Origin of the sequence: Pseudomonas sp. FG-3G (genome assembly GCF_901007645.1) — a bacterium.
Lineage (GTDB): Bacteria > Pseudomonadota > Gammaproteobacteria > Pseudomonadales > Pseudomonadaceae > Aquipseudomonas > Aquipseudomonas rhizophila.
In genome coordinates, this window is the sequence record NZ_CAAKGZ010000025.1 from 94,735 (window position 1) to 113,206 (window position 18,472).

An 18,472-nucleotide genomic window follows, 5' to 3' on the forward strand; every position below is an offset into this window, starting at 1 on the left:
CCGGCCGATTAAGCCGACATTATGCGACGAGTACGGCAAACATGGGCGATCATTGCTACCTGCCGATTGTCGCCGGGTTAATCGACGGTTAATCGCCAGTCGCCATCGTGCATTCCACTTGCTCCGTTCTAAGGCTTTATCCATGCGTCGATTGTTTTTGCTGTGGCTGCTGCTGATCTCGGGCCTGGCCCAGGCCGCCAATCCCTTCGAGACCAAAACCGATTTCCTGCCGGTGGAAAAGGCCTTCGTGTTCACCTCCGAACGCCTGGACTCCGGTGAAACCCAGTTGTTCTGGCAGATTGCCGACGGCTACTACCTGTATCAGCAGCGACTCAAATTCGACGGTCTTGCCGAGGCGCAAAAGCCGAAGTTGCCGGAGGGTGAAGCCCATAGCGACGAGTTTTTCGGCGATCAACAGGTTTATCGTCAGGCGCTGGAACTGAAGATTCCCGCCGGCGCCACCGGCAAGATCAAGGTCGGCTTCCAGGGCTGCGCCGACGCGGGCTTGTGCTATCCACCCCAGACCCAGGTGGTGGACCTGGGTGGCACTGCACCAGCGGTTGCCAATGGCGAGGCGCCGGACCAGGCCCTGGCCAGCGGCCTGCAGCAACGGGCCTTGGGCTGGAGCCTGCTGGTGTTCTTTGGCCTGGGCCTGTTGCTGGCGTTTACGCCGTGTTCGCTGCCCATGCTGCCGATCCTGGCCGGGGTGGTGGTGGGCAGCGGTGCCAGCCCTCGGCGTGGATTGGCATTGGCCATCAGCTACGTGATCAGCATGGCCCTGGTGTATGCCGCCATGGGCGTAATCGCCGCGCTGCTGGGGGCCAACCTTCAGGCACTGCTGCAACAACCGTGGCTGCTGGGCACTTTCGCGGCGATCTTCGTGGTGCTGGCGCTACCGATGTTCGGTTTCTTCGAATTGCAGTTACCGGCCGCCCTGCGCGACCGCCTGGAAAGTGCCGGACGCCAGCGCCGCGGCGGCAGCCTGGTGGGCGCCGGTATTCTCGGAGCCTTGTCCGGCCTGTTGGTGGGCCCGTGCATGACTGCCCCGCTGGCCGGTGCGCTGCTGTACATCGCCCAAAGCGGCAATGCGTTGCACGGCGGGCTGATCCTGTTCGCCATGGGCGTGGGCATTGGCCTGCCGCTGTTGCTATTGGTGACCGTGGGCAATCGTTTCCTGCCCAAACCCGGCGCCTGGATGAATGTGCTCAAGGGCGTGTTCGGTTTCCTGTTCCTGGGCACCGCGATCCTCATGATCCGCCCGGTCATCGACGGCTCGCTGTGGATCGGCCTGTGGGGCACGCTCTTGTTGATTGCCGCCTATAGCGCCTGGCGGCAGACCGAAGGTTTCGGTCGCACAGCCTATGTATGCGGCAGCGCGTCGCTGCTGTTCGGTCTGTGGGGCAGCCTGCTGGTGATCGGCGCGGCGGGTGGCGGCGATGATTTCTTCCAGCCCCTGAAGGTCTATGCAGGCACCTCGGAAAGCTCGGCCGTCAGCGCCCATGATGCCTTTATCACGGTCAGCGAGCCTGCCGCCCTGCAACGGGAACTGGATGCGGCCAAGGCCCAGGGCCAATGGGTCCTGCTGGACTACTACGCCGACTGGTGCGTGTCCTGCAAGATCATGGAAAAACAGGTGTTCGGCCGCGCCGATGTGCTGGACGCCTTGAAAGACGTACGTCTGGTGCGTCTGGACGTCACCGCCGACAATGCCGCCAGTCGCGAACTGCTGGGCCGCTATCAAGTGCCGGGGCCACCGAGCCTGCTGTGGATTGGCGCCGACGGTCAAGAGCGGCGCAGCCAGCGGATCACCGGGGAAGTCAATGCCAAGGAATTCCTGGAGCACTGGAACATGACTCGGAACGCGCGCTGATGCTGACGTTTACCCTCGGCACCTTTGCCATTGCGCTTAACCATCTATTGCTGATCAGCGCGTTGGCACTGGCGACCCTGGTGGGCTGGCGAGTAGCCAAGCGCGGTGGCGAAAACCCGGAATCGGTGCTGTTCGTGCTGTTTTTGCTGGGGCTTCTGGCCGCACGGATCGGCTTCGTCGCCGCCTACTGGAACCACTACCAGGATGACCTGTGGCAGATCGTCGACCTGCGCGACGGCGGTTTCCTGGCCTGGCCGGGGATTGTCGCGCTGGTGATTGGCGCGTTGCTGTGGAGCCGGCACCGACCGGCCTTGCGCCGGCCGTTGGGTTTCGGCGTGGGCAGCGGCCTGTTGTTCTGGCTGGTGGCGACGATGTCGTTGACGATCTATGAACAAGGCACCCGACTGCCGGAAATCAATCTGCGTAACGCCAACGGCGAGACGGTGAAACTCACCGATTATCAGGGCGGGCCCCTGGTGATCAACCTCTGGGCCACGTGGTGCCCACCCTGCCGGCGCGAAATGCCCGTGCTGGAAGAGGCCCAGCAGCAGCGCCCGGACCTGACGTTCCTGTTCGTCAACCAGGCCGAAAGCATGCAAAGCGTCAGCACTTATCTGGCCACCCAGGGCTTGAGCCTGGACAACGTGCTGTTTGATGGCAGCGGTCGCCTCGGTCAAGCCGTCGGTTCCATGGCACTGCCAACCACCTTGTTCTACAGCGCCGACGGCCGCCTGCTGGACAGTCACTTGGGCGAATTGTCAGAAGCGAGCCTGGCCCGCGCCCTGGAGAACTTCGAAACGCCGGATTCAACCTCGGCTCCCCACTCCGCCACAAGGAAACCCTCATGCCCCGCCTCCGCCACTTGCTGACCCTGGCCGTCGCCGCCACGCTGTCGCAGGCACCGCTGCTGCACGCCGAAGAACTGCCCGCGGCCATCAAGAAAATCGAAGCCAAGGGCGCGAAAATCGTCGGCACGTTCGAGGCGCCGGACGGATTGCGCGGTTACGCGGCGCAATACCAGAACCGTGGGATGGCGCTGTACCTGACACCCGATGGCCAGCATGTCTTGCTGGGCAACCTGTACGACGCCGACGGCAAGGACCTGAGCGCCGAGCCGCTGCAAAAGCTGGTCTATGCCCCAATGGCCAAGGCCATCTGGGGGAAGATGGAAGCGAGCAACTGGATCGCCGACGGCAGCAAGGACGCGCCGCGCACCGTCTATCTGTTCAGTGACCCGAACTGCCCGTACTGCAACATGTTCTGGGAACAGGCACGGCCATGGGTCAAAGCCGGCAAGGTGCAGTTACGCCACATCATGGTGGGCATCATCCGTGAAGACAGCCCAGGAAAATCCGCCGCATTGCTGGCGGCCAAGGACCCTGAGCAGGCCTTGGAAACCCACGAGAAGGCCGGCAAGGGCAGCGCGCTCAAACCCCTCAAGAACATACCGCCGGCCATCCAGGCAAAACTGGACACCAATCTGCAGTTGATGGAAGAACTGGAACTGTCCGCCACCCCGGCGATTTTCTACCTGGATGACAAGGGCGAACTGCAACAGCAGCAAGGCGCACCGTCGCCGGACAAGCTGGTGAAGATTCTCGGGCCGAAGTGAGATCGACCTAGAGGGCCTCATCGCGAGCAGGCTCGCTCCCACAGGGGATGTGTGGCGACGACAAAATCAGCGTCAGGCACAGATCAAAATGTGGGAGCGAGCCTGCTCGCGATGGCGTCAGGTCATCTGCGCAGAAACTCCAGCAAGGCTCGGGTGACGAATTCAGGGTTTTCCAGGTTGGAGATATGCCCTGCCTCTGGAATCAGCACATGCGGGCAGCCGATCAGCTCAGCCATTTCCAGCGCCTCGGACGGTGGTCGCGGTTTGTCCTGGTCGCCGCACATCACCAGGGTGCGCGTGGCGTCGAGCTCAGGCAGGCGCGGCAGGATATCGTCCCGACCAAAAATGATCCGTCCCAACGGCACGATACTGTCGCGCAGGCGGTCGGTCGGCAGTGCGGCCAGTGTGGCGCGAAACTGCTGGTAGAGCGCTGACTGCGGATCAATGCCCGGCCGGAAAAAGATCGGCACGACAATGTCCAGCAACGGCTCGGGGATGCTGCCGCTGGCTTCGATCTTGTCGAACAGCGAAAAGTAATACTGGCGAGTCGGTTCAGGTTCGACCCCCACGTAAGTATCCATCAACACCAACGCCTCAAGCCGCTTGGGCGCCATCAGCGCCAGCCGTGCGCCCCACATCCCGCCCACCGAAAGCCCCACCAGACTGAAGCAATCGACCTCCAGATGATCCATCAACGCCAGTGCCTGGCGAGCCAGATCGTCCAGGGACGTCATGCCCTCAGGCAAACGCCCGGACTGGCCGTGGCCCCAAAGGTCCAGGGCGATCACCCGGTAATGCCGGGACAGTGCCTCGATCTGCGGCGCCCACATGGTGTGATCCCACAGGTAGCTGCTGCCCAGCAGCACCACCGGGCCCTGGCCTTGGTCCAGGTAGTGAAGTGATTGCCCATCAAGGGTTGCAAAAGGCATTGAGACCTCCTTGTGTTGAATGGAGAAAAAGCCTTGGGAGACTGAGCCGTACGGGGCGAGGCGTCAACCTTGGGCTTTGCGGTGTTAGTAATGACGCCATCGCGAGCAGGCTCGCTCCCACCGGGGATTTGCGTCGATCACAAATCCATTGTGGGAGCGAGCCTGCTCGCGATGAGGCCTCTTATAGACGCCGCAGAACTACAATCCTTCCAATTGCGCCATCAAATCATTCAACCGATCCACCTTCTCCTCGGTGATTTCGCTCGCCGCCAACCCATCGATGTATTCGGCCAATTCCTGCACCGTGCTGCACTCGAACATCGCCCGCAGCGGCACATTGCGTTGCAGGGCCTTTTGTACCCGCGAGGCGATTTGCGTCGCCAGCAACGAGTGGCCGCCCAGTTCGAAGAAATTGTCTCGCACCCCCACCCGCTCGACCTTGAGCACCTGGGCCCAGATGTCCGCCAGGGTCTGCTCCAGCTCATTGCCTGGCGCCTGGTAATCCTGGCTGTGCAACTGGCCGATTTCCAGGGCCGGCAAGGCGTTGCGGTCGAGTTTGCCGTTGGCGTTGAGGGGCAAGCGCTCAAGCCACAGCCAGTGCAGCGGTACCATGTACTCCGGCAGTTCGGCGCGCAGATGCTGCTTGATGCGTTCCAGGCGTTCGGTCGGCTTCAATGCCGAATCGGCGGCGACCAGATAGCCCACCAGATGCTTGCCGTTGGCGCCTTCCTGCACCCCCACCGCGCCATCGCGCACCTCGGGCTGTTCATGCAAGCGCGCTTCGATTTCCCCCAGTTCGATGCGGTAACCACGAATCTTTACCTGATGATCGATGCGTCCGACGTACTCCAGCACGCCATCGCGACGCCGCCGCGCCAGGTCACCAGTGCGGTACAAGCGCTCCCCTGGCGCCCCAAACGGGTTGGGCACAAACACTGGGGCAGTGCGCAATGGATCACTGACGTAACCGCGCCCTACCCCGGTGCCTGCCACGCACAACTCGCCCACCGCACCCAGCGGCACCAGGTCCAGCGCACCATCAAGCAAGTACAAACGGTTGTTGTCGGTGGGCGTACCAATCGGCAGGTAGCTGCCACGGGTCGAGGCCATGTCGACCCGGAAGAACGCCACGTCATCGGAGCATTCCGCCGGGCCATAGGCGTTTACCAGGCCAATGTCCGGGTAACGCAACAACCATTGATGGGCCAGCTCCGGCGGCATCGCTTCACCAGTGGGCAGCATCCAGCGCAGGCCGTCCAGGCCGATGCGGTCCTGGGCGAGCATGCCCTGGATCAGTGACGGCACGCTTTCCAGCACCGTGATGGCCTGGCGTTGCACATGCTCGAGCAGCCCTTGCGGGTCGTGGGCGATAACGTTGGGCACGATGTCCACCCCGGCGCCGAACAACGGCGCGGCGAGGAACTGCCAGACGGAAATGTCGAAACTCTGGGAGGCGGTCTGGGCGATCACGTCAGTCTCGCTCAAGGCTAGGTACGGCACCTTGCTGAGCTGGTTGTTGAGCATGCCGCGTTGTTCCACCATGACGCCTTTGGGCAACCCGGTGGAGCCCGAGGTGTAGATCACGTACGCCAGGTTGTCCGGGCCGCTGTAGATGCCAGGGTTTTGCTGCGAAACATCGCTGGCCTGGATACTTTCCCACACCAGCAACTTCGGTCGCCCGGAACAGGCGAACTCGTCCAGCAGCGCCAGCGCCTGGGCATGACAGGCCTGGGTGCAGACCAGCAGCGGCGTGCGGCTCAGCTCAATGATGCGGCTCAGACGCTGACTCGGCAGGCCTGGGTCCAGCGGCAGGTAACCGGCACCGGCCTTGAAGCTGCCGATGATCATGCCGAGCAGGTCCAGGTCGCGCTCGGCCAGCAACGCCACCGGTTGATCGAGGCCCACGCCCGACGCGATCAAGGCATGGCCGAGGCGGTTGCTCCGTGCATTCAACTCGGCGTAGCTGTACGTCCTGTCCAGGCAGGTGGCGGCCACCCGTTGCGGATGGGCCGCGACCCGGGCCTCGAACAGCTCGACGTAACTTTGCTCCAACGCATAGGCACGCTCGCTCTGGTTGCAGCCTTCGATCAGGAAGTCCTGCTCCTGGGCGCCAATCAGCGGCAGCTCGGCCATGTCACCGTGAAAACCTTCCATCAGTGCCAGCAGCAAGCGCTTGAACTCACCCAGCAAGCCCTGGACAGTGGATTCATCGAAGTAACGCTGGTCGTAGGACAGATGCAACCCCAAGTCATCCCCCGGGTAGCAGACCGCCGTGAGCGGGAAGTTGGTGTGGGTGCGGCCCGAGTCAGAGGTGGCGTTGAGGCTTTGGGCGCGATCCAACACCGAAACTTCCACCGGCGCGTTCTCAAACACGAACAGACTGTCAAACAACGGTTGGCCCTTGGGCAGTTCGCTGACTTCCTGGATGCTCACCAATGGCAGGTATTCGTACTCGCGCAGTTGCATGTTGCTGTCGAGCAACTCACTGAGCCATTGGCGCACACTGCAACGCTGATGATCGTCGGGCATCCGCACGCGCAAGGCGATGCTGTTGATGAACAGGCCGACGGTGCGTTGCATTTGCGGCAGTTCCACCGGGCGTCCGGCCACGGTGACGCCGAACAGCACGTCCCGATCGCCGCTCACCCGCCGCAGCACCAGCGCCCACGCGGCCTGGGCGAAGGTGTTGACCGTCAGTTGGTGAGCCTGGGCCAGTTCGCGCAACCGGGCACCGTCGTGGACATCGAGGCGGGTGTAGCAGTCACCGACAATCATGCCGCCGCTGTCACCGGCGTGTTCACGCAGCAACGGCCGGTCGGTGGGGATCGGCGTGGTCCGTTCGAAACCTTGCAGGTTGCGCGTCCACCATTGCCGCGCCTCGGCCAGACTCTGGTGTTGTAACCAGCCGATGTAATCGCGATAACGCGGCGGCTCGGCCAGTCGCGGTTCGCGGTGTTCGCCAAGGGCGGTGTAGATCTCGAAGAAATCCTCCATCAGCAACGAACGGCACCAGGCATCGATCAGGATGTGGTGGTTGCAAATCATGAACCAGTAACGCGCCGCGCCAACCCGGATCAGGCGCAAATGGAACGGGGCCTGGTTCAACAGATCGAAACCGGCCTCGCGCTCGTGCTTGAGCAACGCCTGGAGTTTGGCGTCCTGCTGATCCTCGGGCACTTCACACCAGTCCAGATAATCCACTGGCGTGCTGCCAGGCTTGTGGATGATTTGCAGCATTTCTTCGCCGACATTCCAGCAGAACGACGCGCGCAAGGCTTCGTGACGAGCGATCACGGCTTGCCAGGCTTGAGCGAAACGTTGCCGATCCAGTTCGCTGTTGATGCGGTAGCGGTCCTGCATGTAGTACAGGCCCGTGCCCGGCTCCAGCAAGGTGTGCAGCAGCATGCCCTCCTGCATCGGCGTCAGCGGGTAGACGTCTTCGATCTGCGCGGCTGGCACCGGCAGGCTGTCGAGTTGGGCCTGGGTCAGTTTCGCCAGGGGGAAGTCCGAGGGCGTCAGGCCGCCCGCCGCGTCCGTCAGGCAATGTTCGATCAGGCCCTGCAGCTCATTGAGGTAGGCATCGGCCAGCGCAGCGATGGCCTGGCGATCGTGCCGCTCAGTGCTGAACGTCCAGCGCAGCACCAGCTCGCCGCCGCTGACCTGACTGTCGACACTCAGCTCGTTGGGCAGCGGCGCATCGGGGTCGTGGATCGCCCCCAACGCAGCGTCCAGCGGCTGGAACAGCGCGTCGTGGCCCAGGGTCTGATCGAGCTGCCCCAGGTAGTTGAAGGTGATCGCCGCGTGCGGCAGGCCGGCCATCGCCTGGCGCGTCGCGGCGTCAGCCAGGTAGCGCAGCACGCCGTAACCGAGGCCCCTGTGAGGCACCGCGCGCAGTTGTTCCTTGATGGCCTTGATCGAGGTGCCGAAGTCGTCACCCGCCGGGCTCAGGCGCAGCGGATAAACGCTGGTGAACCAACCCACCGTACGGGTCAGGTCGATGTCATCGAACAGCGCCTCACGGCCGTGCCCTTCGAGCTGGATCAGCGCCGATTCGTGGCCGCTCCAGCGACACAGCACCCGGGCCAGGGCGGTGAGCAGCAGGTCGTTGACCTGGGTGCGGTAGGCCCGCGGTGCCTGTTGCAACAGCTGCCCGGTGCGCTCGGCGTCCAGACGCACGCTGACGGTTTCGGCGTGACGCTCCTCAAGCCCGCCGTCAGGATGGGCGCAGGGCAGCGCCACATCCGGGCCGCTCAACCGCGCTTGCCACCAACCCAGTTCCTCGCGCAGCGACTCGCTGCCGGCGTAGGCCTGCAAGCGCGCGGCCCAATCCCGGAACGGGCTGGTCTTGGCCGGCAGGTCTGCGGTTTGCCCGGCGCTGATCTGGCGGTAGAGCGTTTGCAGGTCATCCATCAACACCCGCCACGACACACCATCAACGACCAGGTGATGGATCACGATCAGCAGACGTTGGCGGCCATCGGGCAACTGCGCCAACACCGCGCGCAGCAAAGGTCCGCTCGACAGATTCAGGCTGCGCTGCGTCTGGGCAAACACCGTTTCACAGGCCTGCTCACTCTCCACGTCCACCTGCCACAACAGCGCCGCTTCGGACAATGGTCGGTGCTCGGCGCGCCAATGCCCGGCCATTTCGGCAAAGCCCAGGCGCAACGCATCGTGCTGTTGGAAAACGCTGCGCAGTGCCTGTTCCAGCACGGAGGGTTGCAGGGTGATGGCCGGCTCCAGCAACAACGCCTGGTTCCAGTGGTGACGGTTGGCAATCCTGCTATCGAAGAACCAATGCTGGATCGGCGTAAGCGCCGACTCACCGGCGAGCAGCCCCTGCTCAGCGCTCACTGACTGACTGTGGCTGGCGACACAGGCCAGGGCCTGCACGGTCTGGTGCTGGAACAGGTCGCGGGGCGTGAAGTGAATGCCCTGTTGCCGGGCACGGCTGACAACCTGGATGGACAGGATCGAGTCGCCACCCAGTTCGAAGAAGTTGTCGTTCAGGCCGACCTGCTTCACGTTCAGTACGTCGCACCAGATCGCCGCCAGGGCCTGCTCCAGGGCACTGCTCGGTGCCAGGTAATGTTGGCGATTGAACTCAGGATCCGGCATTGGCAAGGCACGCCGGTCGAGCTTGCCATTGGCGGTCAGCGGCATGCTCGCCAGCAGGATCAGGTGGTTGGGCACCATGTAGTCCGGCAGTTGAGCCTTGAGGTGATTTTTCAGCGCTTCGCGCAGGGCCGCATGTTGCTCGGTGTCCTGTTCAACGACGTCGGTTACCAGATAGCCGGCCAGTTGCTTGCCGCCTGGCAGATCGAGCGCCAGTACCACCGCCTCGCGCACAGCGTCATGTTCCAGCAGGCGGCTTTCGATTTCCCCCAGTTCGATGCGGAAACCGCGAATCTTCACCTGATGGTCGATCCGTCCCAAATATTCCACCTGACCATCGACGCGCTGGCGCACCAGGTCACCGGTGCGGTACAGCCGTCCACCATCGGCGGCAAACGGATCGGCGACGAAGCGTTCGGCGGTCATGCCCGGACGCTGGTGATAGCCCTGGGCCAATCCCGCGCCGCCGACGTACAACTCCCCGGTGGCACCTTGGGGCACCAGAGCCAGGTCGGCATCGAGGATATAGGCCACCCGCGCGCCGATCACGCTGCCAATCGGCACACTCGCCGCGCCCTCTTCCAGTTGCTCAGGGGCCAGGCTCGCCAGTGGCATGACCACGGTTTCGGTCGGGCCATAGGCGTTGAAGAACAGGCTCGGCTTGAACGCCGCCCGGATGCGTTGCAAATGCTCGCCGGTCAGGGCTTCGCCACCGGTGATGCACATGCGCACCGGCAGGGTTTGTCCCTGGGTCGCCAGCCATTGCGCCAACTGGCTGCCGTAGCTGGGGGTGAAGCCGAGGATGTTGATGCGCTGTTCGCGAATCAGCCCGCAGATCTGTTCGGCGTCCCACTGCCCTTGTGCGCGCAGCACCACCTGGGCACCGCTGAGCAGCGGCACCAGCAGGCGCTCGGTGGCGGCGTCGAAGTTGATGGAATAGAAATGCAGCTCGCAATCGTCCGGGCGCATGCCAAAACGCTGGATCACCGCCTGGCAGTGCATGGCGATTTCACCGTGGGACACCACCACGCCCTTGGGCTTGCCAGTGGAACCTGAGGTGTAGATCAGGTAGGCCTGATGCTGCGGCAGGTTGATCAGCGGCGGTGCCTGGTCCGGGTAGCCGGCCAGGGCCGGGCTATCGTCCTCCAGACACCAGCCCCTTACACCGGCCGGCAATGGGCCCAAGGCCTGGAACATCGCCCGGTCGCTTAGCAGCAGACCGAGGCCACTGTCTTGGATCATGTAATGCAAACGGTCCAGCGGGTATTCCGGGTCCAGCGGCACGTAGGCGCCGCCGGCCTTGAGGATCGCCAACAGGCCAACGACCATCTCCAGCGACCGTTCCAGGGCCAGGCCCACCCGCACCTGCGGCCCGACGCCGCGCTCGCGCAGCATCCAGGCCAGGCGGTTGGCACGGCGTTCGAGTTCGGCGTAACTCAGGGTCTGCCCAGCAAAGGTCAGGGCCGGTGCGTCGGGGCGCGCCAGGGCCTGTTCGCTGAACAGTTGATGGATGCATTGATCCAGGCGGTGTTCGCCGGGTTCGACGCCGAGGCTGTCGAGCATCTGTTGCTGCTCGCGGGCATCGAGCAACGGCAATTCGCTTAGCCGCTGGGTCGGATCGGCCAGCAGTGCCTCCAGCAGATTGCGCCAGTGTCCGGCCATGCGGGCGATGCGCGGTTCGTCGAACAGGTCGGTGCTGTAGGTCAGGCAACAACCCAGGCGATGGTCCAGGTCGGTGACTTCCAGATTCAGGTCGAACTTGGTGGCCCGGGCGTCGTTGGCCAGGTATTCGACGCTCATCCCGGCCAGCGTGCGGCTCTGCTGGAACTCCCAGCGCTGCACGTTGCACATCACCTGGAACAGCGGGTTGTACGCGGCACTGCGCGGTGGTTGCAGGGCTTCGACCAGATGATCGAACGGCAAATCCTGATGGGACTGGCCTTCGATCACCGTCTGACGCACCTGCTCGAACAACTCAGCCACCGACATTTGCCCATCGAGCTGGCAGCGCAGTACCTGGGTATTGAGGAACGCACCGATCAGCCCTTCGCTTTCCGGACGGATGCGGTTGGCCACCGGCGCGCCGATGCGCAGGTCGGTCTGGCCGCTGTAGCGATAAAGCAGCACGGCCAGGGCGGCGGTCATGGTCATGAACAGGGTCAAGCCCTGTTGCGCGTTGAAGGCGCGGACTCGGGAGGCGAGATCATCACTGAGGTCGAATCGGAACAATTCACCGCGATGGCTTTGCACCAGCGGACGCGGACGGTCGCCCGGCAATTCGAGCAACGGGTGTTCGCGACCCAGTTGTGCGGTCCAGTAGTCCAGTTGCCGTTGACGCTCGCCAGACTCCAGCCACTGGCGCTGCCAGACGCTGTAGTCCAGATACTGCACCGGCAAGGGTTCCAGTGGCGATTCACGGTCGTCGATAAAGGCTTCGTACAGCGCACTCAGTTCCCGGGCAAAAATATCCATTGCCCAGCCTTCGGTGACGATGTGGTGCAGGGTCAGCACCAGATAATGTTCCTGCTCGGCGGTCTTGACCAGACAGACCCGCAGCAATGGCCCGGTTTCCAGGTCGAAGGGTTTGTGGGCTTCGCTGTCGGCCAGTTGCTGCACCCGCTGTTGGCGAATATCGACGGCCAACGTCGAGAAATCTTGCCAGTCCATGCGCAGGCCGGTGTTGGCGTGCACCTGTTGCCGGGGCACGCCATCGACGCTGGGGAAAGTGGTGCGCAGGGTTTCATGGCGCAGGACCAACGCCTGCAACGCCGCCTCGAAACGCCCGACATCCAGCACCCCGCGCAACCGCGCCATGCCGCCGACGTTGTAGGCCGGGCTGTCGGGCTCCATTTGCCAGAGGAACCACATGCGCTGCTGGGAATAAGACAACGGCACCGGTTGGCTGCGATCGACCTTCTCGATCGGCGGTTGCCGGTTGGTCTGGCCGCTGGCCTTTATCAAGCGCACCTGTTCGGCGAACGCACCCAACTCGCTGGCCTCGAACAAGGTGCGCAACGGCAGCTCGATATCGCAGGCCTGGCGGGTGCGGGAAATGATCTGGGTCGCCAGCAGCGAATGACCGCCCAGGGCAAAAAAGTCGTCCCGCAGACCGATGCGGTCGAGCCCCAGCACGTCGCGCCAAATGCCAGCGACCTGCTGCTCGAGGGCACTGACCGGCTCGACGTGTTCACGTACTTGCCAGTGCGGTTCGGGCAAGGCACGCCGGTCGAGTTTGCCGCTGGGGCTCAGGGGCATGGCGTCCAGGCGCAGCAATTGCGCGGGCACCATGTAGTCCGGCAGTTCGGCGGCCAGGGCGGCGTTGAGTCGGGCGTTTTGGAGGTCCTGATCTTGCCCGACATCGCAAGCGGTGTAATAGCCGATCAGTTGCGGGCCGGCCGAGGTCTCGCGTACCAGCACCGCCACTTGGGCCACGCCGTCCTGGGCCAGCAGCCGCGCTTCGATTTCCTGTGGTTCGACCCTGAAGCCACGCAGCTTGACCTGTTGGTCGAGACGGCCAAGGTATTCGATCACGCCATCGGCGCTCCAGCGCACCCGGTCACCGCTGCGATACAACCGCGTGCCCGCCACACCCAGCGGGTCGGCGATAAAGCGCTCGGCGCTCAAACCCGGACGCCCGAGGTAACCCCGAGCCAGCCCCAGGCCGCCGATACACAATTCACCCGGCACACCGGCGGGCACGGGGTTGAGTTCACTGTCGAGCACGCGGCACACCACATTGCCCAGCGGCCGGCCGATGGGCGAACGCTCGCCGTCGGCGACGCTGCAATGCCAGTGGGTGACGTTGATGGCGGTTTCGGTCGGGCCATAACGGTTGTGCAATTGCGCCGACGGCAGCTGCGCCAGCACGCGGTTGCGCAGTTCGGCCGGCAAGGCCTCACCGCCACAGAAGACCCGGCGCAGGCTGGTGCAGCGGGCGCTCAGGGGCTCGTCGATAAACAGGCTGAGCAGCGGCGGCACGAAGTGCAGCGTGGTCACGCCAAATTGTTGGACCAACTGCGCGATGCGGTGCGGGTCACGGTGTTCGCCAGGGCCGGCCAGCACCAGTTGGCAACCGGTGATCAGCGGCCAGAAACACTCCCACACCGACACGTCGAAACTGATCGGCGCCTTTTGCATCAACACATCGGTTTCGTCCAGCCCGTAAGTGTCCTGCATCCATTGCAGTCGCTCGGCCAGGGCGGCATGGGTGTTGCCGACGCCTTTGGGTTGGCCGGTGGAGCCGGACGTGTAAATCACGTAGGCCAGGTGATCGCCATCCAGGTGCAAGCCCGGCGGGTTGCTCGGCCATTGCTCCAGGTGCAAGGCATCCATGGCGATGACGCTGACGCCCTCGCAGAGGGGCAAGCGTTCAAGCAATGCAGTTTGCGTCAGCAGCAGATCGACGCCGCTGTCCTTGAGCATGTAGGCCAAACGCTCGGCCGGGTAATCGGCATCCAGCGGCACGTAGGCGCCGCCGGCCTTGAGGATCGCCAGGACACCGATGAGCAACTGCGGCGAACGCTCGGCGGCAATCGCCACGCACACGTCCGGACCGACGCCTTTGTCGCGCAGGTAATGGGCCAGGCGATTGGCCTGGGTGTGCAGCTCGGCGTAATCCAGGCAGCCATCGTCCCACAGCAGCGCAGTGCGTTGCGGCGTGCGCCGGGCCTGCTCGTTCAACAGCTCCGGTAGCCATTGGCCGGCCGGCGCGCACGGGGCCGCGCCCCACTGCTGCTGTTGGGTGTATTCATCGGCGCTCAATAACGGCACATCGCCGATGGCCTGCTGCGGATCGGCACAGACCGCGTGCAACAGGTTGCAGTAATGCATCGCCAACCGCGCGATGGTCGGAGCCTCGAACAGCTCGTCGGCGTAGTCGAACGACAGCGTCAGCCGGCCGTTGCGATCCTCTTCGCTGTGCAGTTGCAGGTCGAACTTGGCTTCGCGGCTGTGCCACGGCAACTCCTCGGCCAACAGCCCCGGCAAACGACGCAAGGCGCTCAGGTCTCGCTGTTGATGGTTGAACATCACCTGGAACAGACCTTGCTCGCGCGCCTGGGGGAACGCTTCGAGCAGTTGTTCGAACGGCAGGTCCTGATGGGCCTGGGCACCGAGCGTGGCCTCCCGGGCCTGGGCCAACAGTGCGGCAAACGGCTGGCGCGAATCGATCTGCCCGCGCAGCACCTGGGTATTGATGAAAAAGCCGATCAGCCCCTGGGTCTCCAGGCGTGGACGGTTGGCGTTGGGCACGCCGATGCGGATGTCGGATTGGCCGGTGTAACGCTGTAACAGCGCCTGGAAGGCCGCCAGCAACAGCATGAACGGGGTTGCATCGTGGGCCTGGGCCACTTGGCGCAAGGCATCGCCGAGGCCTTTGTCCAGGCGCAGACTATGGCGGGCGGCGCTGCGCTGGCGTTGCGCACTGCGGGGATGGTCCGTGCTCAGGGCGAGGGTCGGATGTTCGTCGCCCAGTTGCTGTTTCCAGTATGTCAGTTGCCGCTCGGCCTCCCCTTGAGCCAACCACTGGCGCTGCCAACTGCCGTAGTCGGCGTACTGCAATGGCAACGGCGCCAACGCGGCGACCTGCCCCTGGCATGCAGCAGCATACAACCGGGCAAACTCATCGATCAGTACGCTCATCGACCAGCCGTCGGCGATGATGTGGTGTAGCGTGACCAACAATTGGTGGTCACCCTCATCGAGACGCAACAAGGTGACCCGCCACAGTGGGCCCTTCTGCAAATCGAACAGCAGCGCCGCTTCATCGTCACGCATCTGCCGCGCCTGGGCTTCGCGTTGGTCGGCGGGCAGGTCGCTGAGGTCGATCACGCGCAGCTTGAACTCACCGGCCGGATCGACCTGTTGCAGGGCGACACCCTCGCGCTCCAGAAATCGTGTGCGCAGGGCTTCGTGGCGTTCGAGCAGTTGCTGGAAACTGGCCCGTAGTGCGTCTTCGTCCAACTCACCGTGCAGGTGCAAGCCGCCGGGGATGGTGTAGGCGCTGCTCGCCGGATCCAGTTGCCAGGTGATCCACAACCGATTCTGGGCAAGGGATTGCGGCAACGCTTCGTGGCGCGGCAACGGGCTGATCACGCCTTGGGCCTCGCCCCCTGCCTGTTGCTGATTCGCCACCGCTGCCGTGAACGCTGCGAGGGTCGGCGCTTCGAACAACAAGCGCAGATTCAGCGCCAGCCCCAGCCGCTCTTGCAGCCGTGCGACCACTTGAGTAGCGGCGATGGAGTTACCGCCCAACAGGAAGAAATGATCGTCGCCATGGACGTGTTCAATCTGCAACTGCTCGCACCAGACTTGGCCGATCAATGTTTGCAACGGCGATGACGAGCGAGCGTCAGGGCTTGCTTCAACCGCGACTGAGGGGAACAGCGCATAACTGTCAAGACTGCCGTCGGCCCATCGGGTCCGACAGGCCGAGCGTTGCAACTTGCCGCTGGAGGTCTTGGGCAACGCGCCCGGATTGAGCAACACCACCACACTCGGCGCTTGCTGACAGGCTTCGGCCACCGCCTGGCGAATGGCTTTGATCAACGCTTCGGGTGGCAGGATCTTCTGCACGCTGCGGCTGATTTCCGCCGCGATGCCGATGCCTTCCTCGCCGCCAGCGTCGACCGCGAACGCCGCCACCCGGCCCTTGCGCACGACTTCCACTTCCCGCTCGATGGTTTGCTCGATGTCCTGGGGGTAGAGGTTATGACCGCGCACGATCATCAGGTCCTTCAGGCGGCCGGTAATGAACAGCTCACCCTCACGCAGGAAACCCAAGTCGCCGGTGCGCAGCCAGGTGCGGCCATCGTGCTGGACGAATGTCTTGGCGCTGGCCTCAGGGTTTCGCCAGTAGCCATGCGCAATGCTCGGCCCGCAGGCCCAGACTTCGCCGACCCGGTTGTCGGTCAGCGGCTGCAAGGTGTTGGGCTCGACGATCAGCACCGCATGCCCGGGCTGGCTCACGCCGCAACTCATCACCGTACAGCCCTGCCCTGGCTCGGCACGGTGGTGCGCCAGTGCCGTGTCGTCCATTTGCAACGACGGGATGCCTTGACTGCGCGGTGTGCCCGCGACGAACAAGGTCGCTTCAGCCAGGCCATAGGACGCCATGAAACTGTCCGGCGTGAAGCCGCACGGCGCGAATTTCTCGGCAAAGCGTTCCAGGCTGTCGAGACGAATCGGCTCGGAGCCTGAATAAGCCACGCGCCAGCCGCTCAGGTCGAGGCGCTTGAGCGCCGACTCACTGACCCGCTCGCTGCATAGCCGATAGGCGAAGTCCGGGCCGCCGCTGATGGTGCCGCCGTATTCGCTGATCGCCTCCAACCAGCGCAATGGCCGGGCCAGAAAGTATGCGGGCGACATCAATACGCAGGGCACACCGCTGAAAACCGGCTGCAACAGGCCGCCGATCAGGCCCATGTCGTGGTACAGCGGTAGCCAGCTGACGATCACGTCGTCAGGGTTCAGATCGATGCCGAAGCCGTGGCGGATCAATAATTCGTTGGCCACCAGGTTGCCATGGCTGACCTGCACCCCCTTGGGCAATGCGGTGGAGCCAGAGGTGTATTGCAGGAAAGCGATGTCATGGTCCTGCAGATTCGGTTGCAGCCATTGCCCGGCGCGGGCCGGATCAAGGGTATCGACGCACAGCACCGGCGGAGCCGACTCGATGGCTTGCAGCGGCTCGCGTAGATCGCTGCGGGTGAGCAATAGACGCGGCTCGGCATCGGCAATGATCGACAGCAGGCGTTCCTGGTGGTGGCGACGGGCGGACTCCGGCGGATAGGCCGGCACCGCGATCACACCCGCGTACAGACAGCCAAAAAACGCCGCGACGTAGTCCGGGCCACTGGGAAACAGCAAAACCGCACGGTCACCAAACGCCGCTTCGGCCTGCAAGGCGGCGGCGATGGTCCGGGCACGCAGGTCCAGGTCGCGATAACTCAGTACAACACTTTGCTCCGGAACGTCGGCAAGGAAGCGCAAGGCCACACGGTCCGGCGACAACGCGGCGCGGCGCTGAAGGGCATGAGCCAGGGTGCTGGGGAGTTCGAACGCGTCGGTCATGAGGTTTCCTGCCTGAAATTCGGCTTGCTAGTGGTATCTGGTGGCCTGCGGAATGCGGTTCGGTATCGGGACTGCCGCCCGAAACCTTCATCCCTGAGAACGGATACCGCCGGCAAATAATTAGTCAGCGGCCTCTTGATCCAGACCCGCCGGAAAGCAGAACACCGCGGCAACGGGTCGCAGTTCTCACGCTGGACTTCTCAGCATCAATAATTCTTCTTCTCAATTGACAATCATTATCATTCAGCCTAATTTGTCGCTCGATATGCAGGACGAGTCGGACAGATCCCTCGTCCTGCTAACTTTTTGCAACAAGGTGAATTCCATGACGGAACAAGTATCCACAAGCAGGTGCGACTCACCGTTACTTCAGGCATTCGTGGATAACCGGATGATCCTGGTCAAGATCGCAGCACGAATCACCGGTTGCCGGTCCCGGGCAGAAGACGTGGTGCAGGATGCGTTTTTCCGGCTGCAATCGGCGCCCCAGATCACCTCGTCCTTCAAGGCTCAGCTCAGTTACCTGTTTCAGATCGTGCGCAACCTGGCGATCGACCATTACCGCAAGCAGGCGCTGGAACAGAAATACTCGGGGCCGGAAGAGGAAGGGTTGAATGTGGTGATCCAGGGTGCTTCGCCAGAAACGTCACACATCAATTTCTCGACGCTGGAGCACATCGCCGACGCGCTCACCGAACTGCCCAGCCGCACCCGCTATGCCTTCGAGATGTACCGCCTGCACGGTGTGCCACAGAAGGATATCGCCAAGGAGCTGGGGGTCTCGCCGACCCTGGTGAACTTCATGATCCGCGACGCCCTGGTGCATTGCCGCAAGGTGTCGGGAGTGCGTGGGGATACCTTTGCCCGGCGGTGATT

General features: G+C 63.5%; 6 protein-coding genes. 4 read left to right on the forward strand and 2 right to left on the reverse strand.

Annotated elements, in window-relative coordinates; all coding sequences use genetic code 11:
* Positions 1–142 precede the first annotated feature (142 nt).
* From dsbD to dsbG, 3 genes are read left to right on the forward strand one after another with little or no spacing between them, the layout of a single operon-like run.
* On the forward strand, positions 143–1,870 hold the full coding sequence (dsbD, locus tag PSEUDOMOFG3G_RS17775) for a protein-disulfide reductase DsbD (protein ID WP_139050746.1): 1,728 nt from the start codon (positions 143–145) through the stop codon (positions 1,868–1,870).
* On the forward strand, positions 1,870–2,739 hold the full coding sequence (locus PSEUDOMOFG3G_RS17780; RefSeq protein WP_139050747.1) for a TlpA disulfide reductase family protein: 870 nt from the start codon (positions 1,870–1,872) through the stop codon (positions 2,737–2,739). The genes dsbD and PSEUDOMOFG3G_RS17780 overlap by 1 nt, the downstream gene beginning before the upstream one ends.
* On the forward strand, positions 2,715–3,482 hold the full coding sequence (gene dsbG / locus PSEUDOMOFG3G_RS17785) for a thiol:disulfide interchange protein DsbG (RefSeq protein ID WP_139050748.1): 768 nt from the start codon (positions 2,715–2,717) through the stop codon (positions 3,480–3,482). Before PSEUDOMOFG3G_RS17780 ends, dsbG begins: the two co-directional genes overlap by 25 nt.
* Before the next feature lie 122 nt (positions 3,483–3,604).
* On the opposite strand, the gene PSEUDOMOFG3G_RS17790 is transcribed toward dsbG, so the two are convergent.
* Positions 3,605–4,411: an alpha/beta fold hydrolase gene (locus tag PSEUDOMOFG3G_RS17790; RefSeq protein WP_139050749.1), complete on the reverse strand. Its 807-nt coding sequence runs from the start codon at positions 4,409–4,411 to the stop codon at positions 3,605–3,607.
* A gap of 198 nt (positions 4,412–4,609) precedes the next feature.
* Positions 4,610–17,596, reverse strand: coding sequence for a non-ribosomal peptide synthetase (locus tag PSEUDOMOFG3G_RS17795; protein WP_139050751.1), 12,987 nt, complete (start codon positions 17,594–17,596; stop codon positions 4,610–4,612).
* Positions 17,597–17,921: 325 nt separating this feature from the next.
* Here PSEUDOMOFG3G_RS17795 and PSEUDOMOFG3G_RS17800 point away from each other — a divergent pair, with 325 nt between their 5' ends.
* A complete protein-coding gene (locus tag PSEUDOMOFG3G_RS17800) occupies positions 17,922–18,470 on the forward strand; it encodes an RNA polymerase factor sigma-70 (protein WP_025212663.1) in 549 nt (182 codons plus the stop codon).
* Positions 18,471–18,472: the final 2 nt, after the last annotated feature.